Source organism: Paenibacillus sp. P4_E11, assembly GCF_056401635.1.
On sequence record NZ_JBFUIX010000074.1, the window covers coordinates 1 to 23,503 of the forward strand.

Annotated in this window: 19 protein-coding genes; 15 read left to right on the forward strand and 4 right to left on the reverse strand. The window is 49.9% G+C overall.

Features of this window, described 5'->3' with window-relative positions:
• The coding region (locus AC1DWB_RS23595; protein ID WP_477543544.1) for a hypothetical protein at nucleotides 1-221 on the forward strand (221 nt) is incomplete at its 5' end.
• Nucleotides 222-341: 120 nt separating this feature from the next.
• Here the strand turns inward: AC1DWB_RS23595 and AC1DWB_RS23600 are convergent.
• From AC1DWB_RS23600 to AC1DWB_RS23610, 3 genes are read right to left on the reverse strand one after another with little or no spacing between them, the layout of a single operon-like run.
• Nucleotides 342-881: an O-acetyl-ADP-ribose deacetylase gene (locus AC1DWB_RS23600; RefSeq protein ID WP_477543566.1), complete on the reverse strand. Its 540-nt coding sequence runs from the start codon at nucleotides 879-881 to the stop codon at nucleotides 342-344.
• The gene (locus tag AC1DWB_RS23605) at nucleotides 881-1,705 is read right to left on the reverse strand and encodes a WYL domain-containing protein (protein ID WP_477543545.1); all 825 of its coding nucleotides are present in this window, start codon (nucleotides 1,703-1,705) and stop codon (nucleotides 881-883) included. The genes AC1DWB_RS23600 and AC1DWB_RS23605 overlap by 1 nt, the downstream gene beginning before the upstream one ends.
• Nucleotides 1,692-3,002 (reverse strand): helix-turn-helix transcriptional regulator, encoded by a 1,311-nt coding sequence (locus tag AC1DWB_RS23610; protein ID WP_477543546.1) that lies wholly within the window; start codon nucleotides 3,000-3,002, stop codon nucleotides 1,692-1,694. Before AC1DWB_RS23610 ends, AC1DWB_RS23605 begins: the two co-directional genes overlap by 14 nt.
• Before the next feature lie 169 nt (nucleotides 3,003-3,171).
• On the opposite strand from AC1DWB_RS23610, the gene AC1DWB_RS23615 reads away from it, so the two are divergent.
• The 11 genes from AC1DWB_RS23615 (at nucleotide 3,172) to AC1DWB_RS23665 (ending at nucleotide 19,566) form a co-directional block, all read left to right on the forward strand.
• The gene (locus AC1DWB_RS23615; protein ID WP_477543547.1) at nucleotides 3,172-3,957 is read left to right on the forward strand and encodes a nucleotidyltransferase domain-containing protein; all 786 of its coding nucleotides are present in this window, start codon (nucleotides 3,172-3,174) and stop codon (nucleotides 3,955-3,957) included.
• A gap of 23 nt (nucleotides 3,958-3,980) precedes the next feature.
• On the forward strand, nucleotides 3,981-5,207 hold the full coding sequence (locus AC1DWB_RS23620; RefSeq protein ID WP_477543548.1) for an RtcB family protein: 1,227 nt from the start codon (nucleotides 3,981-3,983) through the stop codon (nucleotides 5,205-5,207).
• A gap of 353 nt (nucleotides 5,208-5,560) precedes the next feature.
• A complete protein-coding gene (locus AC1DWB_RS23625) occupies nucleotides 5,561-7,537 on the forward strand; it encodes a sensor histidine kinase (protein ID WP_477543549.1) in 1,977 nt (658 codons plus the stop codon).
• Nucleotides 7,538-7,872: 335 nt separating this feature from the next.
• A complete protein-coding gene (locus AC1DWB_RS23630; protein ID WP_477543550.1) occupies nucleotides 7,873-9,150 on the forward strand; it encodes a DEAD/DEAH box helicase in 1,278 nt (425 codons plus the stop codon).
• Nucleotides 9,151-9,190: 40 nt separating this feature from the next.
• Entirely contained in the window at nucleotides 9,191-9,634 is a 444-nt protein-coding gene (locus tag AC1DWB_RS23635) for a HEAT repeat domain-containing protein (protein WP_477543551.1), read from the forward strand.
• Nucleotides 9,635-10,242: 608 nt separating this feature from the next.
• The gene (locus tag AC1DWB_RS23640) at nucleotides 10,243-11,340 is read left to right on the forward strand and encodes a DUF4145 domain-containing protein (RefSeq protein ID WP_477543552.1); all 1,098 of its coding nucleotides are present in this window, start codon (nucleotides 10,243-10,245) and stop codon (nucleotides 11,338-11,340) included.
• Between the two features lie 36 nt (nucleotides 11,341-11,376).
• The gene (locus tag AC1DWB_RS23645) at nucleotides 11,377-12,633 is read left to right on the forward strand and encodes a DUF4145 domain-containing protein (protein WP_477543553.1); all 1,257 of its coding nucleotides are present in this window, start codon (nucleotides 11,377-11,379) and stop codon (nucleotides 12,631-12,633) included.
• A complete protein-coding gene (locus tag AC1DWB_RS23650) occupies nucleotides 12,630-13,439 on the forward strand; it encodes a serine/threonine protein kinase (RefSeq protein ID WP_477543554.1) in 810 nt (269 codons plus the stop codon). The genes AC1DWB_RS23645 and AC1DWB_RS23650 overlap by 4 nt, the downstream gene beginning before the upstream one ends.
• A 136-nt stretch (nucleotides 13,440-13,575) precedes the next feature.
• The gene (locus AC1DWB_RS23655) at nucleotides 13,576-16,758 is read left to right on the forward strand and encodes a DEAD/DEAH box helicase (RefSeq protein ID WP_477543555.1); all 3,183 of its coding nucleotides are present in this window, start codon (nucleotides 13,576-13,578) and stop codon (nucleotides 16,756-16,758) included.
• Complete coding sequence (locus tag AC1DWB_RS23660) at nucleotides 16,751-18,142, forward strand: hypothetical protein (RefSeq protein WP_477543556.1); 1,392 nt, start codon at nucleotides 16,751-16,753, stop codon at nucleotides 18,140-18,142. The genes AC1DWB_RS23655 and AC1DWB_RS23660 overlap by 8 nt, the downstream gene beginning before the upstream one ends.
• A 29-nt stretch (nucleotides 18,143-18,171) precedes the next feature.
• Nucleotides 18,172-19,566: a CorA family divalent cation transporter gene (locus tag AC1DWB_RS23665; protein ID WP_477543567.1), complete on the forward strand. Its 1,395-nt coding sequence runs from the start codon at nucleotides 18,172-18,174 to the stop codon at nucleotides 19,564-19,566.
• Between the two features lie 57 nt (nucleotides 19,567-19,623).
• Here AC1DWB_RS23665 and AC1DWB_RS23670 read toward each other — a convergent pair whose 3' ends face one another.
• Nucleotides 19,624-21,492 (reverse strand): WG repeat-containing protein, encoded by a 1,869-nt coding sequence (locus AC1DWB_RS23670; protein WP_477543557.1) that lies wholly within the window; start codon nucleotides 21,490-21,492, stop codon nucleotides 19,624-19,626.
• A gap of 199 nt (nucleotides 21,493-21,691) precedes the next feature.
• On the opposite strand from AC1DWB_RS23670, the gene AC1DWB_RS23675 reads away from it, so the two are divergent.
• The 3 genes from AC1DWB_RS23675 to bshB2 are packed head-to-tail and all read left to right on the forward strand — an operon-like array spanning nucleotide 21,692 to nucleotide 23,459.
• Nucleotides 21,692-22,393 (forward strand): helix-turn-helix domain-containing protein, encoded by a 702-nt coding sequence (locus AC1DWB_RS23675; RefSeq protein ID WP_477543558.1) that lies wholly within the window; start codon nucleotides 21,692-21,694, stop codon nucleotides 22,391-22,393.
• Nucleotides 22,394-22,437: 44 nt separating this feature from the next.
• Nucleotides 22,438-22,782: a YojF family protein gene (locus AC1DWB_RS23680; RefSeq protein WP_477543559.1), complete on the forward strand. Its 345-nt coding sequence runs from the start codon at nucleotides 22,438-22,440 to the stop codon at nucleotides 22,780-22,782.
• Nucleotides 22,783-22,802: 20 nt separating this feature from the next.
• Complete coding sequence (gene bshB2, locus AC1DWB_RS23685; RefSeq protein WP_477543560.1) at nucleotides 22,803-23,459, forward strand: bacillithiol biosynthesis deacetylase BshB2; 657 nt, start codon at nucleotides 22,803-22,805, stop codon at nucleotides 23,457-23,459.
• Nucleotides 23,460-23,503: the final 44 nt, after the last annotated feature.

Genomic DNA, 23,503 nt, shown 5'->3' on the forward strand with positions numbered 1-23,503 from the left:
GATTCGACGATGCCCGACTAGATACACTGTTTCTAGTTCACCCTATATCATGGAAGGGAAGCTTGCAGCAATATGCAGGAAGGTTGCACCGCTCACATGCAAATAAGCAAGATGTACAGATTTATGATTATGTCGATATCCAAGTACAACTTCTCATGAGCATGTATAAGAAAAGAATAAAAGGATACCGTGCCATGGGATATAGCGGCATGGAATTATAAGGTTACTAGGAATCGCTGCGCAGTTCTGGGGTGTGCCGTACACAACGATTCAAATCAAGGAAGCGAACCAATCGATGCAGAAGGTAGCTGATCGGTTAATTGCCCCGTTTGATCCGGCCATTACGGCCCAGTTGTATTTATAGTACGATAGATATTGAAATTCTCATCGTCAAAACAAACAAAGTAGATCTGATCGATCCTATGCTGCTCGGAGGGAATCGAATTCAAGTAAGATGTAACTGTCTCATGGGCTATTTGGGCTGCGAGTAGTTTGGGAAACCGGTAAATACCTGTGCTGATATTCGGAAAAGCAATGCTAGTGGCCTTATACTCCAAGGCGAGTGACAAGGAACTCATGTAGCATCTACTAAGCTTTTCTATCTCGTTGTTGGTTCCCCCATTCCATACGGGACCCACGGTGTGAATGACATAAGCAGCAGGCAGGTTGCCTGCTGTTGTAATGACGGCTTCGCCTACAGCGCAGCCTCCTTGTCGTTCTCTGATCTTTATGCACTCATCGAGGACCTTTTTGCCCCCGGCTTTATGGATAGCACCATCAACTCCTCCGCCACCAAGTAAACTTGTATTTGCGGCATTCACGATGATATCAGCCGTAACTTTCGTAATATCCCCTTTAATAGTAGAGAGAGTTGTTTGAATCACAAGGATAGCCCCCCATCAGCTGGGATTACGCCGTAACGTTCCAGAGCCTTCGTCGACGATTCCAACATCCGTCTTTTCAAATAATCACCCTCCACGACCCGAACCCGCTTCCCGAGAAAACGGATCTTGGAGAGCAGATACTCATACTCATCCTCAAGTAGACATATCGTGACTCTATAACTATCATTCTCCGTATTATACTTGACGTCTTTTTCGAAACTGGAGAAAGCGTACAGAATCCGGGACAACTCCCTGTTATAATCACGGACGACTTCAAGATCAACTTCGGTTTTACGCGACTCGAGTGTCTGGGTGATTTTCGCAAGGATGCGATCTACATCTGATAGTTGGATGGACTCTGACGAGAAGGATACGATGTTCTGTAGCCTGGTACTCATGAACGTACGATGTCGGAGATTGTACCAGAGCAGGTACCATTCTCTCTTGACCATAGAGTATTCCAATTTATAAGGAACTCCGGATTGAGCGGAATTGATGTTGCCATTCTTGAGGATATAGGTTAATCGGATCCCGCTTTTACTCATGATGAGCCGGCGTAAAGCACGCAGGTGTGGGTGGTAGACTTGGCGTTCCATACTGCGGGCTTTCTCGATCAGGTGATCCGTGATATCCATCGTTGTATCCAACTCGAGGATGGAATGCAGTTTGTCCAGCGTATCTGCAGTAAAGGCCTCAGCTGCGGCGGGATGCGCTAACATGGTTTTCAGCCACGCCCTTTCGTGCGAGGTTACCATGAACGTACCGGAATCCTCAAGACGGGAGATGATCTGGTAGTTGAATATTTTCTCAAATAAACTCATAGTAGGATTGAATCTCCTTCCATTCAGCAATCATTTCCTGGCGGAACGGAATAGGCTCGAGTATTTCACAGCTAGACCCGAAGCTCCGCAACCACGGTTTAATCTCGGTAGTCCCATTAACCGTGATCTCATATGTAAAAGAATGCTCGTCTTCCAACACGATTTGCCCCCACTGTCCTTGCAACAGAACGCGTTCCTTCACAAAATTGGGCTCAGACCTCTCTGGATTGTAGAATCGGGCACGCACGGTCACCGGTCGGCCGGTGTCAATCAGCCAGCTATACCTGACTTTCTCCTCAAGCTCATTAGCTTTCTGTGCGAACAAATCCTCGGCCACGAGTGCATCTACTTCGATCTGAGTGATCCCTTCCATCCGATATTTCCGGATTCCCTCTCTGCTATTGGTGAGCAGGTACCATCGTCCGTACTGGTGATCATAGACGATCTTGAGCGGAATCACTTTCTCTCCCTTGCCTTCCGTCTCTCGCTCGAATAACGGATTGGTGTTTTTGGAGGAATAGCTCTTTTCGGACTTTGGTGAGAAATACAGGAATCGTACTTTACGGCGGCTCCGGATGGCATGCAGGAGCGTGAACAAATGCGCTTCATCCAATATTCGTGAGTAGTAGTGGTACTTGTATAAGAAAGGCTCTATGGCATGCTTCTCAACATGTTTGCGTAGAAAATGTTTCTTAAGTCCATCGCGCAGCAAGTAACCTTGAACAGAAGGCACTTGCGTGTTCGCCATCACATCCACAAAATCAAACAAGTCATATAGCTCCTCATCGGACAATTGCCGGATCAGATCATTCTGAATACGATACCGATAAGGGCGGGTGCCCGGCGCCTTCTGGATCACACCAACCTCCTCCAGATACTTGATGTCTGAACGAATGGTCTTCTCGTCAGGGAGGGGAGAATCGGAAGTCAGGCTGCTGCAACAGATGTCCATCAGCTCCATCGTAGTCAGAGCTTGTTCGTTCAAGGCGGCTAGCAGCAGTGAGATCCTTTGGGATTCGGATTCTTTCAGAGACTTGGCGCGAAACAGGAACAGCAGCATCGGATCGGTAGATTCGTAATAGCTGAAGCGGATCGTCTCTGCGAATTCCTTTCCCTGGTCCTCCGGGAGTTGTTGGTGCATCGTATTCACGATTTCTTTAAGCCGCTTGATCGTCTTATCGAAGGTATGGACGGAAATTCCCAATCGATCCGCGAACTGCTGTCTGTTGTAGGCACCGCTCGTCAGCACGAGCATGCGTAGAAATTGAATCTCTTTATCAAAGCTCTCTTTGGCCATCACAATCCCTCGTTCCCTAATGCTTCTTTCATTGTAACAGGGGATGGAATGGGGCGGAATGGCAAACTTTCTCTACGGTCGTAATACTTATGCCATGTTCGTTAGCGCCTTAATGAGTGAAAATAGGTTGCAGAAGCACGATACGTATTACTAGGGGAGGAACAACCACATGTCCGATGTACAACACCAAATCTTAGAAGAGTTGCAGCGAATCGAACAGGAAGAAGAAGTGAGGATATTGTATGCTTGCGAATCGGGCAGTCGGGCGTGGGGCTTCCCTTCTAAGGACAGCGATTACGATGTAAGATTCCTATATATCAGGCCGTTGGAATGGTATTTGTCGATTTTCGAAAAGCGGGATGTGATCGAACGGCCGATCAGCAACATGCTGGACATTAATGGCTGGGATTTGAAGAAAGCCTTGAATCTGTTTCGTAAATCGAACCCGCCGCTGCTGGAGTGGCTGCAGTCTCCGATCGTTTATAGGGAGAACTATTCCATTGCTGAGCAAATCCGTGGGATCTCTCCGTTAACGTTCTCGCCCAAATCTTGTATGCATCACTATCTGCATATGGCGAAGGGGAACTACCGGGAGTATCTGCAGGGCGAGCAAGTCAAGATCAAAAAATATTTCTATGTGCTCCGTCCGATCTTGGCATGCGAGTGGATCGAGAGGTTCAACACGATGCCACCAATCGAGTTTCACTTGCTTGTTGACGGTTTAGTACCAGAAGGTAGCGAGCTAAAGGCGGTTATTCAAGATTTGCTGGTCCGTAAGATTGCCGGTGACGAAATGGATTATGAACCACGGATCAACCCGATCAACGAATTTTTAGAAGAGCGAATGGCCTACTACGAACAGATGGCATCACGTATGCGTACTGCTGAGGGTAGTCAGGATCATCAACTCGACGAATTGTTCCGATCGGCACTCAAGGAAGTATGGGGAATTTGAATTTAGTACAGGAGTTGAATCGTATGGCTTATCAAAATATAGACGGTGTACTTGTATGGGGGAAACCCGACGAAGGTGCACTCACTCAAGCCCACATGTGCGCGGTGACCGGCAATGTCGTCCAAACGTTACTAATGGCTGATCATCATAAAGGGTACAGCCAACCGATCGGTGGTGTTGTTGTATACGACGGGCAGATCTCTCCATCCGGGGTGGGGTACGATATTGGATGCGGGAATAAGGCTGTACGGACTAACTTATATGTGGAGGATGTGAAACCGAGGCTAGCAACCATCATGAACGAAATAGCACGGAAAATCTCCTTCGGCGTAGGTCGTGTGAATAACGAAAAGGTCGACCATGATTTGTTTGACGACCCGGACTGGACCGTCTACAAGACAGTAGGCAAGCAGGAGCACGATAAGCTGAAAGCGTTAGCCCGCGATCAGCTCGGGACTGTCGGCAGCGGGAACCATTTTGTCGACTTGTTCGAAGAAGTGGGTACTGGCCGAGTGTGGATAGGTAATCACTTCGGAAGTCGAGGCTTCGGGCATAAGACGGCCAGTGGGTTCCTGAACCTGACTGCGGGTAGAGAATTTCTGGCGAATGCCCCCGGCGAGAAGATGGATCAACCTCCTGTATTGTTGGATTTGAGCAACGAACTGGGCGATATGTATTACCGCGCTATGAAGCTTGCCGGGCGTTACGCCTATGCCGGACGAGATTATGTGATTCAAGAAGTACTGTCGATTCTGGGAACGGAAGCCGACTTCGCCGTGCACAATCATCATAACTATGMCTGGAAAGAGACGCATAACGGCAAAGAAGTCGTGGTGGTACGCAAGGGAGCAACCCCGTCTGCACCTGGCCAAGTCGGTTTTATCGGCGGCAGTATGGGGGACATGTCTGTTATTGTACGAGGTAAGGATACGGTGGAAAACCGTGAAGCTTATTACAGTACCGTACATGGAGCAGGACGAATCATGAGCCGGACTCAAGCGGCAGGCAAGATGAACTGGAAGACCCGTTCTCGAAGCGGCGGACAAATCTCCACGACACAAATGATGGATGCTGTTCGTGAATTTGGTGTCGAGCTTCGCGGGGCAGGTACGGATGAGAGTCCGTTCGTTTACCGGAAGCTTCAAGAAGTACTGGATGCGCATGCAGAAACGATTGAGGTTATGCATGTTCTGCGGCCGATTGGAGTCTGTATGGCGGGAGCAGATGAATTCGATCCTTATAAAGATTAAGGTTAAGGCCAAACGAAACTCAACCACCAAGGACCGTCCGGTGATCTTGCGATCTTCCGGACGTTTTTATTAGAGCCATACATTACCGGTGGCCGGCTTTCCTGCGAAACGCCTGAACACACCAGATCAGGGCAGCGAGGAGGATAACAAGACACCAACCGATCGCTAACCATAAGTTATTATGAATCGGTGTACCGGTGAGAAGACCGCGAATCGACCACCGAAGTTGTCATTTTATTGTCATTCCTGTCATTATCTTCGCATTTCGATACTTCTCTATATCCGATTGTGATAGGCTGAGAGCAGTGCACAATAAGCAGCCTCCCTGGCTGTAAGAAGGAGCTTTTACCTCAATGAGAACTAGCCGTCTCTCTCTATGGCTGTGGATATTGACCTGCATAGTCGTGCTATCACTGTTCCTGCCAGCGCTATTGGTGGAACGACCCAATTTCRCGGATAAACAACGTGAGCCGTTCTCAGTGTTCGTTAAATATTGGGAGGTTGCCTTCGGACCAGAGCCTCCTCTAGACAAGGATTGGGTTCCCTTCGATGAGGCGGCCAAGGCCAGTCTGTCGGGCTACCATGGCACGGTGTGGCTGCAGYGTCCAATCCCGCAGCTGGAATGGCGGAATCCGTATTTGTTCGTGTCTGGCATGAATCGGTTCGAAGTCTCCATCGATAGCGAACTGCTCTACACGTTCAACATGGATGGACAACGGAACCATCTCAGGCATACGAATAGCATGCATCCTATCCGGGTCGACCCTCAGGACGAAGGGAAACGACTAAGCATCCGCGCGGAATGGGAGGGGCATCCCTTCATCGGCAATGACATGATACTGGCTGGCGAACCGGATCAGATTCTGTATGCGTTACTTCAGGGCGAGATGACCTTCATCATCTGCTCGATTCTATATGTAACAGTAGGTCTGGTCGGACTGGCGTTATTGATCCGGCGCAAGGAGTCCCTGTATGGATGGTTCGGGCTGATGAGTCTGTCGATGGGATTGAACTTGCTGTTCTCTTGCCGGTCGCTGCAATGGTTCGCACATATGGAAAGCTTGTATTATTGGAGGGATATACTGACCCCGCTTGCGATGAGCGCTTTTATCGGATTTTATGGGACGGTGCTTGGCGCTTCCCGCGAACGTACGGTCCGGATTACCCGTTCATTGTCGCTGCTCTACCTGCTCGGAGTGATCGGCGCTGCGATCTGGTACCCGTCGCTCTATTGGAAGCAGACTATGGTAGGTATCGTTCTGGTTACAGCCGCCGGCTTTGTCGTCTTTACGTACGCACTGCTCCGTTATCCGCAACTGTACGAACGCCGCTATGAACGACAGTGGCTGATAAGGGGTTACTGGATTCTCGCCCTCAGCACCCTTGCAGGGATGACAGCGTTTATGTTCCCTGGTGCCATGAACCAATTATTGAACACACATCGGTATGTGTATCGGATTATTGAAAGCTTGCTGCCAAACGGTCTGCTTCTGTTCATGATTTGCATGGTCATGGTTATCGTCAACAGGGTGCGTCGGGTGCATCTGGAATCGGAGTGGAACGCTCGGGAACTTCTTATGAAGAATCAGGAGCTGGAGCAGTTTCACCGCAATCTCGAGCAACTGGTCGAGACACGCACCGGGGAGCTGAAGCAAGCGAACACGATSCTGTCGGTGACGATGCGCGAGAAGGCGGAGTCACTGGCGGAGATATCCGTGCTGGAAGAGCGGAACAGAATCGCCTATGAGATGCACGATGTCGTCGGCCATACGTTAACGGCAGCGATCGTCCAGTTGGAGGCCACGAAGAAGTTAGCCGTCCGTGAAGGCGCAGTTCCTGTCGACAAGCTGGACTTGTTGAACGGGCTTGTCCGCAAAGGGTTGGATGATATCCGCAAGGCCGTGCGAATGCTCAAATCGGAGGAGCAGACGCTCTCACTGGAGGCCTCTATGCAGGAACTGATCCAATATACAGAAGATACGATGGAGATCCAGGTAGATGCCGTCATTGAGGTTCCACCGGGGCTGGGCAAGCTGATGGAACAGGTGCTATATCATGCGCTTCAGGAGGGGCTAACCAATGGAATTCGCCATGGGAATTGCAGCCGATTCCGCTTCTCGCTGCAGTCTGCCGGGAACATGCTGCAATTCCGGCTTGTCAGCGATGGGGAGCCGTTCGGTACTGCCGCCCCTGGCTTCGGGCTCACTTCTATGATGGAGCGGGTGAAACTGTTGGATGGGGAAGTGAACATCCGGTCGTCCGAGACCGTGGATGGCGCTCCGTTCGGATGCGAGCTTACGATTGATGTCCCATTGCCGTCCACGGGATAAAAGCCTATGCTAGAGGAAGAAGAGTATAGAAGGGGCAATCGCAACATGAGCGAAAAAGAAATTGTCGATCAATCGAAAATGCCGATTACGGTGAGCAGATGGACATACATGGTGGGATTAACCGAGGGAAAGTAGGTAACGCTGGATGTAGGGTGTTTGATATGAAGGAAGCAGTAGATTATGCAAATCAATGGATGTTGAACCATCGCTGTATAAGCTAACCCATAACATCTTACTTCGTTTTCTACACGCAAATGTGGTATCCTTATGTGTTATGACGTAAAGGAGCGGATTTGTGGAGACGCTACTAGAAGTTAACCATGAAGGAGACCAACATGACATTTAATGACCTGAATATTATACCCGCGATTCTAAAAGCACTAAGCAAAGAAAACTATACGGCGCCGACGCCGATACAGGAACAGGCGATTCCAGCCGTGTTAGCTGGACGAGACCTACTTGGCTGCGCGCAGACTGGAACAGGGAAGACGGCCGCATTCGCTGTCCCGATTATTCAACTGCTGAGTGAACAGCCGATCAGGCCCCAAGCGAAACGCCATATTCGCTCCTTGATCCTAACCCCGACAAGAGAATTGGCTATCCAGATATCGGACAACATTCATGCGTATAGTCAGTACACTTCGATACGATGTTCGGCCATAGTGGGCGGTGTTTCGCAGAAAGCCCAAGAGCGGGCACTAACGCAAGGTACGGATATATTGATTGCCACGCCAGGCAGATTGATGGATCTAATGAATCAGAAGCTGATCGACTTGCAGCATGTTCAGATCTTAGTGCTGGATGAAGCGGACAGAATGCTCGATATGGGCTTCATTAACGATGTGAAGAGAATCATATCCAAGATGCCTAGCAAGAGACAAACGCTGTTCTTCTCGGCCACGATGCCGTCAGAAATAGCCACCTTGGTCAAGACGCTGCTCGTGAATCCGGTAAAAGTAGAGATCACGCCTGTGTCCTCGACAGTGGATCGGATCAAGCAATCGGTGTATCGAGTGGATAAGGATAACAAGCAGAATTTGTTGCATCACCTCTTGCAAGACCGATCCATTGCTTCCGCCTTGGTATTTACCCGTACGAAGCATGGCGCAGATCGTGTTGTGCGTGCACTCGCGAAGGTGAACGTATCGGCTCAAGCGATTCATGGGAACAAATCTCAGAATGCCCGCCAGCTGGCACTGAACAATTTCAAGAGCGGGGCCACGCGCGTGCTGGTCGCGACGGATATTGCCGCCAGGGGGATTGATATTGAGGAGCTGTCCCACGTGATCAACTTCAACCTCCCCAACATTCCGGAAACGTACGTGCACCGGATTGGCCGCACCGGTCGAGCTGGGCTGAGCGGGACAGCGATTTCCTTTTGCGAGGTGGAGGAAATTCCGTATCTCAAGGATATTGAGAAGTTGATCAAGAAGACGATTCCGGAAGTGAAGGACCATCCTTACCCAATGTTGGGCGTGACTCCACCTGAGAAGGTAGCAGTCGCCTCGAAGGCAGCCGCCAAGCAGCCCGCCAAGCCAGCCCAATCCAAGGCGAACCCGCCGAAGAAGCCCAAGTCCGAGTGGTTCAGAAGAGGAAGCAGAACGGGCAAGTAATAGATCAGTAATCAATAAAATTAGAATAGGATGGGATCATTTGGGTACAATTGAAGTAAATCATGAATTGCCTGACAATTATGAACAATTAAAACAAGCTGTGAATCGCACGTCCAATTGGAGAGAACGCCTAGAGGCTGTTGAACAATTAGGTCAATGGAAGCACAAGATGACCATCGATCTCCTCACACATAGAATGAACAACGATGCCGTCTATGTCGTTCAAGAGGCTGCCTTCCGTGTGCTCAAACAATTCGGAGAAGATGTTCAGTTACCCCCAAGAAAGAAAGGCGACTTGATTAAGGGCTTTACTAAAATCTTGGTAAGAATGAAGAAAAGCTTGCCGGCCGACCATTCCTTCGAAGAGTTTAAAGAGAAGTTAAAACGAACGAGACTTGATGTATATGATGTCTATGAAGGTGATAAGGGCGCTGATTTCGAAAAGTGGCTTGAACACACGTGGGCTTCGTTGTCGGCCAGGTAGGCTGGTGTATGGGAATAAATAAAAAAGGCACATGGCGAGGACAACCTCTCCATGTGCCTTTCTTGAATAAGAATTTATAAGTTTTTGAGGTTTATCCTTTTTCAACTGATATGGCCTGGCTGGGAGGGAGTCAGAAACGGTAGGTTGGATAAGTTAACTCGTCGATAAAATCGACAATCAGCCTGTATGTTAATTTCAAAAAAAATTATTGAATCTGATTATTGGATGTCCTGTGATTACGTGGAATCATCTTGGACTCGGAAAAACCGGACGCGGAGCGTACGGACAAAGGGAACTCCTTGAAGGAAAGCAGGACAAAAAGGGAGTGAGCAGGAGAGTGGAGAAGCGAAGCGTCCACCTTTGAAACCGATTCCTAACCACGACAACATTTCAATCAAAGGAATCGATTTCAACAACGGTCGGAATCTCCTCCCATACCCTCCCCACGCGCTAACTGAACGCAACGACCAAGGACCGTCCGGTGATCTCCCGGACGGTTTTTCTTATGTGAATTGAAGGGATTTCCAGCTGGGCTGTGGAATGTGTAGACGCGGCCTTTTTCAACGAGGCACTGCATAGACACATATGACCGCTGAAGGAGGCAAACCGTGAATACAACAACCGTCTACGATGAACACCTGTCCGCGTTAGAGCGCTGTCAGAATAGCACGATACAGGCTCTATATAAGGAGCTTCAGAAATTCAACAAACGGATCGTGGAAGAGGATTACGAGATTGCTATATTAGGCGCGCGCAAAGCTTCTGATTACATGCTGCGCAGTGCTGCAGAATCGTTCCAGATCAAGGCGGGTACGAAGCCGTTGAAGACGATCATTGAAGAGCTAAGGCGTCAGAAATGTGTACCTGTCCTCATCGAGAAGCACTTTCAAATTTTGCGGGAATTCGGCAATCTAGCTGCTCATGGTGAATCCGGTGAAGGGGCAGAGGAACAAGAAATCTCGGAGCTCACAGAAGTCGAAGCCATCATATGCGTACACGCCCTGAATACGGTTGTCGGTTGGTATGTGGCGAAGGTGATGCCCAAGGTATTGGATATATTCCCCTTCAAAGTAATAAGTGGACGCGAGATTACACCTGAGTTGATATCCCAGGCGGCAGAGATCGATACGAGTGTGTATTCCTCGGAATTCAGAGGAGTGCTGAGCACTTGTCTGGCCTGGTTAGACCGGAATCCGGATATATATACGCTTATTATCGATCGCAATATTAATAGAGTCGTAGGTTATATCAATGCGATGCCGTTAGAGGATGAAGCCTTCGAAGCGATCAAGGGCGGTGAAGTTTACGATATCGACATTGCACCATCTGACATTCGAACGTACGAATTGCCGGATATCTACAAAGTGTACTTGTGCTCGATTGCGGTGTCTCCGAATTATAAAGGAACCATCGCCTTCAAGATGCTGTATGAAGCGTTCTTCGATAGACTGCTGCAATTAGCGGACAATGATATCATCATCTCGGAGCTGGTCGCCGATGCGATCACGTCGGATGGCGAGAAATTAGCTGAATACATTGGTATGCGTAAAATTAAGGACAGCAGTCATAACTCGTCAATATATCATACAACGTTGCTGCCCCCTTCTATTCGAGCCACTTCCAGTAAGGCCAAGAGCGTGCATCAACTGTATGAGAAGAAGTATGAAGAATATAGAAATTTACTTGAGAACAACCAATCGATCTGACATCCAGATTCATGTTGTGCAGGAGGTGGAACAGCCATGTCCAGAAATTTTACTTTCATCCAGTCCATCGAACCCATCTTGTACGAAAAATGCGCTCAGGCCGAATCCTTGGCGAAGACGTATCCCGAATTGGCTGGAGCCAAGCTCCGGGTAGCTCTGGAGTATACCCTGCAGTGGATCTGCCATGCCAAGGGCTTCAAGGCCTCGGTTACGTTCGAGATGATCAATCGGGTCAGTGCAGCCGGCTTGTTGAAAGAGCCTCATCCAGGCAACCTGCATAAGGTGCGGTGGCTTGGGAACCAAAGTGTTCATACTAACTATCAATCGACGCAGGAGCCGTCCGAAGTCGTCGGGGCAATCAACACTGCGACCTTGATTACACACTTGGCGTATTTCCACGAGGCGCTGCAAGCTTATATTCGATCGGAATACGAACTAAGTGCGAATGTAGGAGCTTTCAACCCGGACTGGATTCCGATCTATGGTCGGCAGCCCATTCAATTGCTTCCGATTGAAGGGGAGGCGTGTCAGCGCAAATATTTGTGCGAGAGCCTGAATATGAAGACGGGCCGTCGTTCTTATAGCGTAGTTAAGGAGTTCGGGCGGGGTTCGATTACCGAGGAGCTGGGGTTCACGCTTCGGGACCTCTATGCGCTTGAACGTCGGTGGGACAGTGACACCATCCCGCAAAATATCGTTCGATATACGCCCAATCTCGAGGTGCAAGCGGATAACGACTTGTTCTTCTCCTGCTATGAGCTGGGCAGTGAGATAGCTGGAACGTTAGCCCAATACAATACCAAGGGGCTTGTGAAGAAGGACAGACTGGAGTTACTTGCAGGCATTGCGCACGGTATATGGGAGCTGCATTCGAACGAAGACCCGATCGTGCATCGATTCCTGCTCCCCTCCAGTGTATACCTTGTGCCGGGGAAGAATGGGGGACTCATTCCCAAGATCAGCAACTTCGAATATTCCAAGCTGGAGCATCCGCTTGGCGAGACGATGTTCGAGAAAGTGCTGGCACGGGAAGATGCGTTCAAGGCGCCTGAAATCACCATGGACATGCAACGATCCCACTGGCCATCCGTAGATATTTACTCGCTCGGGGTAATGGTCTTGTTCCTGTTCGATCTGAATGTTACGGCCGTCTTCAAGCCGGAGATGCTGAAGCGCTTCGGATTATCGAAGGCGTTCTGCTATATGGTTGCACGCATGTTAAGTCCGGTCCCCCATGAAAGGCCAAGCAGCCTGGAAGCGCTGGAAGGGATCCAGAGGGAGTGTGCAAGATGAACAATCTATCGTTCACGAAACAACATGTGTATCAAATCCTGCAGACGCAATACGAGGGGGAGTCGAGCACTTTCTTGGAAGCGTTCGACACGACGGAACAGCGTAAGGTGGGCATTAAGAGGATCAAGGTGTCGCGGCAAAACCTTAGGGTAGCCGAGCAGGAAGCGAGGGTGCTTCACAAGCTATCCACAGTCACGACGCATGTCCCGGCGCTCTACATGACCCATTATGACGAGCCTTCGGAGACGTATTCGCTCATTATGCAGTTAATTGAAGGCGGGATCACGCTAGCGGAGCAGCTTAAGTACCCCCTTCCCTTGTCAACGGGGTTGGACTATGCGATCAAGCTATGCGAAGTATTAGCCGACGTACATAAATGTAAGATTCAGCACCGGGACGTTAAGCCCCACAACATAATCGTGAGAAAAAGTCAGGTGTACTTAATCGACTTCAACCTTTCCGTGATGAAACCGATGAATGGACAAGGCACGCTTGTGTATCAGGCGCCTGAGCAGCACCAGCGGCTGGGGGTCATTGGGTTGGACCATATCGACATGTTTGCTTTCGGAATTGTTCTATACGAGATGTTGACGGGAGTTGCGCCCAAGTGGGGAGTCGACTATAGCAAGCATTACGAGGAGCCTAAGTGGAGTTTCTTCCATCCTCCAAGCTCGAAGGTGGCGAGTCTGCCTCCTACATTGGACGCGATCGTCCTGAAATGTCTAGCCTATCAGCCAAAGCTTYGGTATTCGGATATGCAGCAGCTGAAGCAAGCCTTAGTACAGGTGAAGAGAGGAGTCCGCTAGATGGCCAAGTATAAATTCGACCCACTAGATCAGCAAGGGATTGTTCCGAAGCTCCTAACGTTCTCTAGTGAACCATTGCCTGAGAAGCTTACGCTAATACATCCGGTGATCCCTACAGCAGAGGAGTTAATTCAGCTTGCTAACGAATCAAATCTATTTATTTTCCGACGAAGAGACGGTTAGTACAGAAGCTAGAATCCCGTTTGCATGCACGAACAAGTTTTTCGCTCATACGGCGGAACTGAATTGCAACCCGCAAGCGTTAATCGATCAGATTAGTCAAATGCACGTATTTCTCGTGATGAAGGAGAAGAGCGGCAGACGCGGCTTGTTCAGCATCCTCACGGACGAGGTCGTGCTTACTTGTGTTTTGTCCGAAGAGAATTACTTGGTGATCACGCGTGTCAGGAGAAAGTCGATCAAGATACAAAACCTGTTCTTGCGCTACTCGATTAAGCTGGTTTCCGCCAAAGGGGCCGTCCTCTGGAAAGATAACCAGATTCTCTCGAATACCCCGGGACCGGATACAGGAGAAGCGATTAGACAGTTTAACATCATATCCGACGGTCTCACCCAACTGCTGTGGCAAGAAGAGGAAGGCAACACAGACGACCAGGACCAAGTGGAGTCCACAGAAGAGGACGACTGGGAAGAAGAGTATGAGGACGAGTTCGAAGAAGAGGATCACTTGGAGCGGCTGCTCGACCAGGCCGAGTTCTACAATCTGGCCGAAGATGAGCTTCAGCAGATCGCAGCACAGTCCGGCTCCCAGCTGTATTATTCGCATAGAGAGAGCGTCTCCGATCATACTCGCGTCGAGAAGGTTGCCTATCGATTCTTGTTCGATGAGTATGACAAGAGAGCGTTTAAGAAGAATACGAAGGTCGTTGTAGAGCTTGGAGAAGGGACCCGTATAAGTGGCTCCATCTCCCATATTGAAGAGGATGTTGCCCCTGTGGCAGCTACGGTCCTCTTCGAAGAGAAATTTAACGATGCAGACTTGAGTGAGGTTGGTCTCCTCTCACTTGACTATAATCCGATCCAGCGCGAGGTTCGTGAAGCGGTAATTGAGGACATCAGGAAGGGTACAAGTAAGGCTCAATATTTCCAGGACGCGATAGGCACCTATACTTGTCTGCCGTATGCGAATAAGGACGTCTCGGACGTCATCTCTCGATTGCGAGCGATGCCTTATCCACCGAATGAAAGTCAGATCGATGCCATTGTGAAGGGAATTCAGTCCCAAGACGTCTTGCTTGTCCTAGGGCCACCAGGTACGGGGAAAACGACCGTTATTCTCGAATGGGTGAAATATTTTGTTAAGACGGAACGGAAGCGGGTCTTGATCTCGTCCCAGAACAATAAAGCCGTCGACAATGTACTGGAACGGCTTGCCGAGGAATCTGGCATTGAGATCATCCGTGTAGGGAACGAGGACAAGGTGCAATCCAACGTCCAACACCTCATGTTCGAGAAGAGGACGTATGAGTTACAGCAGCGCATTACTTCGGCTGTTCAGAAGCATTTCCAATACATGGACTCAGATGAACAGCTACTGGACCAGCACCAGCAGCGGGTCGTACTAGCGCAAGCTTGCTGGGGCGAGTACACGAAGAGTAGGGACCAGCTTCAAGGTCAATACAACGAGATCACCCAAGCTCACCTACCTGCCTTGCAGGAAATACACCAACAATATACAAGTACGGTGGAGCAGGTTACCGATTTATCAGATCAGCTCCAAGAGTTGTTGAATGGCATAGGTCAGTACGAGCAAGCGAATAAGCTGATGAAGATCATAAGCTATCCCGCCCAACATCTACGCAAGAAACGGTTAGTTCAGCTTCACGAGCAATATCGAACCGGACAACTAGCGGAAGCGGAGCTAACGGAACGATACAATAGGCTGTACGATCAGTTGCTGAATACCCTTGAGCAGGAAGCTATGATCCAGTTGAAAGCACGATGGCATTCCGCGGATTCCGAATGGCGGGTGCTCCGCGATTTGCTCCAATCCGACATAAGTTTGCAATCCTACTTGCCGGATATTGCACAACCCGTGCTGGAGGGGGATGACGATCGTGTTAGAGGAGAACTTCAAGCTTGTCTGCAGGAGACGATTCGTCGCAGGACTGCGCTAGGTCGAATCCGTGAAGCGGTACAGCAATGGCAGATGTACTTGCAAATGAAAAAAAACTATGCGCTTGCTCAAGTCGTACTTGATGCCGTCGATCTCGTCGGCGCCACCTGTATTGGCATTAACAGCCAACAAAGATTCCAGGACATTGAATTCGACGTCACGATCATTGATGAAGCGGGACAAATCCAAATTCACAATGCCATCGTCCCTATGAGCCGCTCGTCCAAGGTAATCATGTTAGGCGATCATTTGCAAATTCCACCCATTGAAGATCCAGATATCAAACGCAGGTGCGAGGAGAATTCCGTTGACGCTTCCTTGCTGTCCATGAGCTTCTTCGAATATCTATATCAGCGGTTCGAGCCGGAACATAAGGTTCTACTTGATACCCAGTACCGTATGCCGGGAGAGATAGCGGATCTTCTGTCGGAATGGTTCTATGAGGGCCAATATAAGTCCTTCAGCGGCAAGCGAGGCATGGAAACTGTCCTTCCTGCACTGTTCAATAGTCCGTTCGCTGTGGTTACCACGTCCGACAGCAGTAGACGGATGGAAACTAAGGTCAAGAATGAGGGCTCCTCGAATTCGTATGAGGCCGAGCTGGCCGTCCAACTACTGGAGCTCGCCTTATCGACGGTGAATCCGGATACGTTGAATCCGAAGAGTCGCAAGTTCGTGACCGGTGGAAGGAATTTTCAACCCGAGGAGATTGGGATTATTACACCGTATAACGCTCAAGTCAAAGTGCTGCGTGATCTCGTCGGCAAACGGATTCCAGGGTTGCGGAAGGAGACGATCGGAGAGTTAGTTGCTTCTCTCGACAGCTTCCAAGGTCAGGAACGGCCGATCATTCTGTACAGCTGCGTACGAAGCAATTCTAACGCTCCGAGCCGGGAACGAATTGGATTCATCAAGGAATTACGTCGCTTGAACGTGGCGCTCTCGCGTTGCCAGCAACAGCTCATCTTAATCGGTGATCTGGATTTCTTCGCGGCTTGTGAGTATGAAGATCCGAATCAATTGAATGAGGATGGGAAGCCGAGGGCGGGGACGAGTGAGAAGGAATTCGCCGCCTTCATGCAGCTCCTTCTGTCACATCTGCAGCAGGGCAACGGTCAATTGATGCCGTCTGAGCAGGTTTCACGTCAACTACAGCATGTAAAGGGAGTCTCTCATGAGTGAACAGATGTTGAGCAAGGATCAACGTGATCAACGTGATCAACGACATACAGGGAAAGGGTCGCAGCGATTGCCCTCGCAGATAGCCGAGATGGCGTTGAAGGACTTTTACCATAAGTATCCTCAGCTGTTCAAGGGTGGGCGACTTCGTCAATTTGCTCCGGTCTACTATCCGATTGCAACGCTGGATCTGGAGCTGCTCGAGCAAGCGGGTGAGGAATTCGATACGATTGAGCATACCGTTCTTCTGTTGGTTCGCGCAGGACTTCGGCAGCCCGAACAGATTTGTGACGTTATGGGACTTCCGGTTAACTATACGAATCGCATCCTGGAAGTGTTACACGGGTATGGACATATCCAGGAGAGCTCCCTTACGGAGCTCGGCATCTTATCAGCTGAGACGGGAGTCAATTACAAGCAATATTTGATTCGTCAAAAGGTTCAGGCCGACTCCATACGCGGATCGCTAGTGCCCAGGGAGATGATTCAACCTGCTTCCTCGCTTGTCCGTCCGACGCAGACCCGATTGCCTTACCCTATGATTCGTCCTAACGCTCATTTATCGGTCGACACGCTGCAGCAGCTGGAGCAGGTAATCGAACGGTACAAGGCTCGGGGGGATGAGAGTATCTTCAATGTGAATGTAGAGAAAGTTACTCAGATCCTGGAGACGAAGGTAGAATATACCCACGGGTTCCTGGTAGAGTTCGATCATCTGCCCCATCCCTTCGTTATTCTTAAATGCAGGGAAAGGGTGAACAAGGAGACTCGTTATGATTGGAAGCCTACCGCGCTGGCGCAGGAAGCATGGGAGGCGTTCGGGCATCCCTTCACAGGGATGGAGGGGATTGACAACATTTCATTACAACCACTCCTGCAGCTCGCTGCCGACTTGGAACACGCATTACAGGAAGAGCTTGGGCGAGAGGGATTCAAGCGAAGATTAGGTCAGCAGACGATCAAACATTTTGGCCAAGAAGGGTCTTATGAATTCGACGGCTGCGCCCTCCATATCTACATGGATGATCAGATGCTGGGTCCGTTCTCGTGGGAGCTGCTCCAGTCTATTGAAGCGGTAGCTTACTGCGGACAAGGGCTGCCTCATCTGATCCAGATGAAGAATGATCTTCTGCCGAGCCTAGTCTGTTACATCCATACGGACAATCCTAGCCTTGTAACCCTATCTGAAGCTATTGGGCAGTTAAAGACGAGCCATCCTCGGCTCCCGCTCTATCGTTCTATCAAATCTCAACTGGGTGATGAGAGTGAGATCGTAACCGTCGACAGACTGCTGGCAATCGTAGAGCAGCTTCGGCATGCGGCAGATAATGATTCTGACTCCGAAGGGCGAATCCCGGCGGCTTCCGTTGTTACTAGTGTATCTTAGAAGAGGAGGGGGAGTGAGGAGTGAGCGGTATGCAAGAACAGATTCGGGTCCAGAACCAGACGACCTACATCATCGTTCCCTTCGGTTTTCGGGACCCATTGCCGATGACCCTGGAGAAGGTGAACAAGCAGCATTTTATAGAGGACGATCGAGCGGAGACGCGGAATCACCATTTCTTCGATCATATTGACGGTCTGGTGAAGCGTGGGGAGGGGGACGAATCCGGCGCGATCGGGACCAAGTTCGTGCTCAAGCAAGAGCAGCGCCGCACCTACCAGTTGCCGCCCAATCCGAATACAGGTTGCCAATTGCTGCATAAGGATCATGTGCTGGCTAATCTGAGCATAGAAGAGGTAGACCTGATCTTATTCGAGTCCCAAGTCGGGTTCGTTACGATGAGAGTAAGCTTCAAGGGGAACATGACCATGGAGCAAGTAACGGAAGCGAATTATTATTTGAAAAAATTCCAACAGCGCGACATCGAGCTCGTCTATCGTACGGGTCCGTCTCAGGGGGATCGGAAGGCATTCAAGCTGCATGATGTGCTTGCACCGATCATGGACGCCCTCGGGGTGAAGACGTTCTTCGAGGGTCGGATGGACAAGCCGGTGAAGGGACTCTTATTCAGCACGACCAGGTTGGCAGAACCTGTTGCGGACCGGACGCTGCTAAGCAAGGCGTTGTTCCGAGCGCGGCGTGCGTTCAAGGATTCGTACTTGCCCAGTCCGGAGGAAATGAGCACGGATATGAACCCGGAGGTCGTCCCGCTGTTCGAGAATAGCCACTGGGGGATTTCACTCGAGGGACTGGCTAACATTGTGGAGACTGTAGGTCCACAATCCGGTCAACAAGCGCATGCGACGAATGCCTTCTTCGACGAAGGTTATGCCACGAATCTGGAGCGAACCTACCTATACATGTATCTCCTGGCGCTTCACCAACGGTACGGGTTGCTGCTCCTATCGATCGAAGCCGCTGAGTTGTCGCGTAACTTCGATAAGCTGACTAGCGAGCCGTCGAAGCAGGTCAGGAAGGCTACGAATTTGCACTTGAAGCTAGTTCGCTTCAAGCTGCGTTCGACCTTCGTGCAAGTGTCCAATGTCACCCACCAGGACAAGCTCTATGGCTCTATGCGCCAAGTGCTGAAGATCGAAGAGCTGCTTCAGGAGCTTCACTTCGAGATGGAGTCGCTATCCTCGTTCATGCAGCTGGCCGAGAAGGAGCGAGCGGATCGGTTCCAGAAAGGCATCGCCATCGTGACCTTTATATTCCTGCCCTTCGGCGCGGTGACGTCCTTATTCGGGATGAACTTCGATGTGGTCGACCATGTGTCATTCCGCTACTACTGGCTCGCTACTCTCGTGGCTTATCTGCTATCCATTGCCATGTACTTATTATGGATTCACCCGCGTAAGCCGAAATAAGGTGAAAAGGCTCATGGAGAGAACATCTCCCCATGAGCCTTTTCGTACATGACAAGCTTATTCGTTCTTGTACACAGACAACGTATCGATCCCTACCGTGCTGCTCTTGATATCGAAGGTAACATTGAAGTTAATGACACGGGCAATATCCCGCAGCTTGAAGTAGTTATTGCCATCAATATTGTAGACGATCAGCTGAACTTCATGACCGTCCAGATATAGCTTGGAGCTGGATGGCTTAGCTTCTTTGGTGGTCGGACTCTGAGATACGGCAAGTTCTCCACCTACAGATGTATAAGCTTTGCCAGATGTCAGATTAATCGCATTCTTGCCTGCATCGAAGCCAACTTCGAAGTTCTTGGCCGTTCCATTCACAGCCTTGGCAAGATCACGCAGCTTGAAGTAGTTGTTACCATCAATGTTGTAGGCTTCGAACGATGTCTCTGTGCCATTCACCAGAACCTTGGATGCTGTTGGTATGGCTGATGCGCTTGTAAGTTGAGGCGCAGTGGTAGAGTCGCCTAGTACCTCGATCACGAATGAAGCTGTATTGTCGGCTGAGAATTCCGCCCCGAATCTACCGCCCACAATATAAACGCCTGGTTTGGTAAGGGTTGCTGTGTTATTCGTCAGCTTGATAGGATCATGTACGTCACCAATCTCAACCGTGCCATTGATGAACTTGGCTTCCGGCAAGTAGAGCACAGCTTCCTTGCCCAGCGGCTTGAAGTCATTGCCATGCACGGTGATCGATACAGGAGCGTTAGCGACGAAGAGGACGTCGCCCGTACCGGCACCTTCATCAATAATCGGTTCGTCGGCTACAACATTGGTGACCGTTACATAGCCGCCCTCTTTGGTTATGAAGTGCACTTCACGTACATCAGGTGTACCGGGTACAGCAGGTTTAGCAGGTAAAGTAGGTACAGTAGGTTGTGATCCTGAACCAAGAAGAGGGTTCCGGATGAAGTAGAAGCTGCCTTGTCCACCGTCTGCTGCAACCGCAATGCCTTGGTCGAACGTGCTTCCCGAGAAGTCATCCTCGAAGCCGAGTACTTCTTTACCATTCTTATCGATATACCCATTCTGGATATATTTGAACTCTTTGCCTTGGGCGCTAAGAATTTCTACGTTCTTCCCAACCAATGCCAAGCCTTCAACAAATGTAGTATAGACCTCTGGAAACTGAGGTTTGATGACTACGCGACCTGTTCCGTCGATGAATCCCCAGAAATCGTCCGTCTTAACGGCTGCCAAGCCCTCACGGAGAGGATGAGCATGCTTGTACTGCGGCTGAATCACGAATTGACCCTTCGTGTCGATAAAGCCCCACTTCCCGTTCACTTCTACCGCAGCAACACCTTCGCTGAAGTTGTACGCGTCATCGTATTGCGGCTTAATGGTCAGATTACCGGTCTTGTCGATAAATCCCCATTTGCCGTTCTCCTTCACGCCAGCAAGTCCATCGTGGAAGATGTACACGTCTTTATATGCGGTTTGGATGACTTCTTTGCCTGTTGGGTCGATATAGATGACTTTCCCGTCCTTCTCCACCGGTGCCAGACCTTCGCTGAATGTATAGGCGTTGGCGTATTGGGGCTGGATCACTTCCTTACCGGATTTGTCGATAAATCCCCATTTGCCATTCAATTTGACAGCTGCCAAACCTTCGCTGAAAGGCTTGACATCCTCATAGATGGCCTCGATCGCTACTTGTCCTGTTGTGTTGATAAACCCATATGAATCTGCTGTAGTGCCTAGCTTGAAATACGACGCTAGCCCCTCGCTCAACTCGCCAACTTCGGCATAGGGTAGATACTTGAGATCAGAGGGCGGTGCAGTACCGGAACCCATACCTGCATAGGCAGCAGGCGTGATGCTTAACATTAATAGAATTGCCAATAAAATAGTTAACTGCTTTTTCACTCGTTCATCGTCCTTTCGCAAATAAGTTAAGTTAGCATATGTAGGTGACAAGACCTGACTATATAGGACGATCTTATCAGAGGAATGGCTGGAAATCTGTTGACTTTAAGTCACATCGATCCTAAGATATACAAAATACAACATAATTCGACCCATAATTTGGTTAAATTAAGAGAGAACCGACAGGGAGGCAGTATTCGTGAGTGGCATTCGGTCCGAGTTCGGACAACGTGTAAGGGAATTAAGAGCGCGCAGCGGAATCTCTCAGGAGATGTTAGCTTATCGGTCTGGGCTGGATCGGACTTATGTAAGCGGGGTCGAGCGAGGAGAACGGAATATCAGTATAATGAATATCGAGAAGATTGCTTCCGCCCTGAATGTATCGGTAGCGTATATGTTTTCTAACGAGCGATTGTCGGCCAACCCTGCTTATCAACAGAAGGATTTTACCGTGTCGTTCGCGGAGCGGTTTAAATACCAACTGGACCCTGACAAGCGGATCTTGTCCTTTCAAGTGCATGGATTGCTTACCGGACCGAATGTGGATCACATGTCGAATACGCTGCTCGGGATTTGTTCAGCTTATGGCAAGGGTGAATTAAATATATTTGTCGATCATAGAGACATGAAGGCAGCTGATGGGGAGCCTGTTGTGTATTCGCCTGAGGTTGCAGAGCGGGCCGTCGTCTTTCAGCAGAATTTAACGGAGTTCAGTAATAAAGTAGTCGTATTATGCAACTCGGAGTTCATGGTCCATCAATTGAATCATGTGACCGGGGAGAGCGGGATTACGTCTACGCATCTATTCGGGAAAGACGCCGATATGGTAGGGGAAGCGTATGCTCTCCTGGATATCCGTGGTAATGGGCTGATCCGGGAAGCCGCACCCGACAACGTATAAGGTAGAGGTAAGCAGCACAAGCTCAAGTAAAGGAGGAATGCAAGATGCAATTCATTCAACAATCGGAAGTCCAACAAAGGATTGATACTCTCCAGGATCAAGAGCTGTACATCCATCTGGAGATGACAACGGGAGCCTACGCCGCTCATCTGGATAGTTCCAAGCATCCGGCCGCTACCTTCATATCTAATGCGCGAATTCGGTACTCCCAAGGATCGATTTCCGGCAACGGACCGTATCGGGTTGGCTTGAAGATGGAGCAGGGCTGGGTTTATTCGGAAGGGCTTACGCACTATGAAGCAGATGACACCGAACGACTGATCATGGCCGGCCATGACAATCAGGGCAAGCTAGTAGTAGCCTTGCAACTAAGCCGGACGCCCTTCTAAGGGGAGAGGAGATGATTGCTATGGAACGACGCATCCTTGTAGTATTGCCGCACCCGGATGACGAGGCCTTCGGTGTTGCAGGAACACTCGCTATGCATATCCAGAACGGAGCTCAAGTTACATATGCCTGTCTGACCTTGGGAGAGATGGGCCGGAATATGGGCATTCCGCCATTCGCCACTCGGGTTACACTCCCGGCCATCCGCAAGCAAGAGCTGGAAGCGTCCTGCCGTGCTATTGGCATCCAGGATGTAAGAATGCTTGGATTCCATGACAAAATGATCGAATTCGAGGACCAGGACTTGTTGGATAGTCGAATCGACGCTCTCTTGCAAGAGCTTGAACCTACGCTAGTCATCACGTTCTATCCCGGTTACAGCGTCCATCCCGACCATGATGCCTGTGGGGCAGCGGTCGTTCGGACGGTTGCCAGGCTGCCTATAGACCGAAGGCCGCCCGTACACTGTATGGCTTTTTCCAAAAATCATGAGGAAGCAATCGGGAAGCCGGATGTGATTCATGATGTTAAACCATTCCTGAAGACCAAGATGGAATCCATCCAGGCGCATCGCTCCCAATTCCAGGCCGCTGAATTGTTAGGCAGCAAGAACTGGGAAGCCCAGGAATTCCAGGATCGGTTCGGGACCGAACGATTCTGGACGTACCGCATAGACTGATCGCATAGACGGACAGCAGCCCTCTCGGACTCCGAGAGGGCTGT

Coding starts and splice junctions, on each gene's coding strand:
- AC1DWB_RS23605 (WP_477543545.1), bottom strand. CDS start 1,705: ATGAGTTTATTTGAGAAAATATTCAACTACCAGATCATCTCCCGTCTT.
- AC1DWB_RS23610 (WP_477543546.1), bottom strand. CDS start 3,002: ATGGCCAAAGAGAGCTTTGATAAAGAGATTCAATTTCTACGCATGCTC.
- AC1DWB_RS23615 (WP_477543547.1), top strand. CDS start 3,172: ATGTCCGATGTACAACACCAAATCTTAGAAGAGTTGCAGCGAATCGAA.
- AC1DWB_RS23630 (WP_477543550.1), top strand. CDS start 7,873: ATGACATTTAATGACCTGAATATTATACCCGCGATTCTAAAAGCACTA.
- AC1DWB_RS23645 (WP_477543553.1), top strand. CDS start 11,377: ATGTCCAGAAATTTTACTTTCATCCAGTCCATCGAACCCATCTTGTAC.
- AC1DWB_RS23660 (WP_477543556.1), top strand. CDS start 16,751: ATGAGTGAACAGATGTTGAGCAAGGATCAACGTGATCAACGTGATCAA.
- AC1DWB_RS23665 (WP_477543567.1), top strand. CDS start 18,172: ATGCAAGAACAGATTCGGGTCCAGAACCAGACGACCTACATCATCGTT.
- AC1DWB_RS23680 (WP_477543559.1), top strand. CDS start 22,438: ATGCAATTCATTCAACAATCGGAAGTCCAACAAAGGATTGATACTCTC.
- bshB2 (WP_477543560.1), top strand. CDS start 22,803: ATGGAACGACGCATCCTTGTAGTATTGCCGCACCCGGATGACGAGGCC.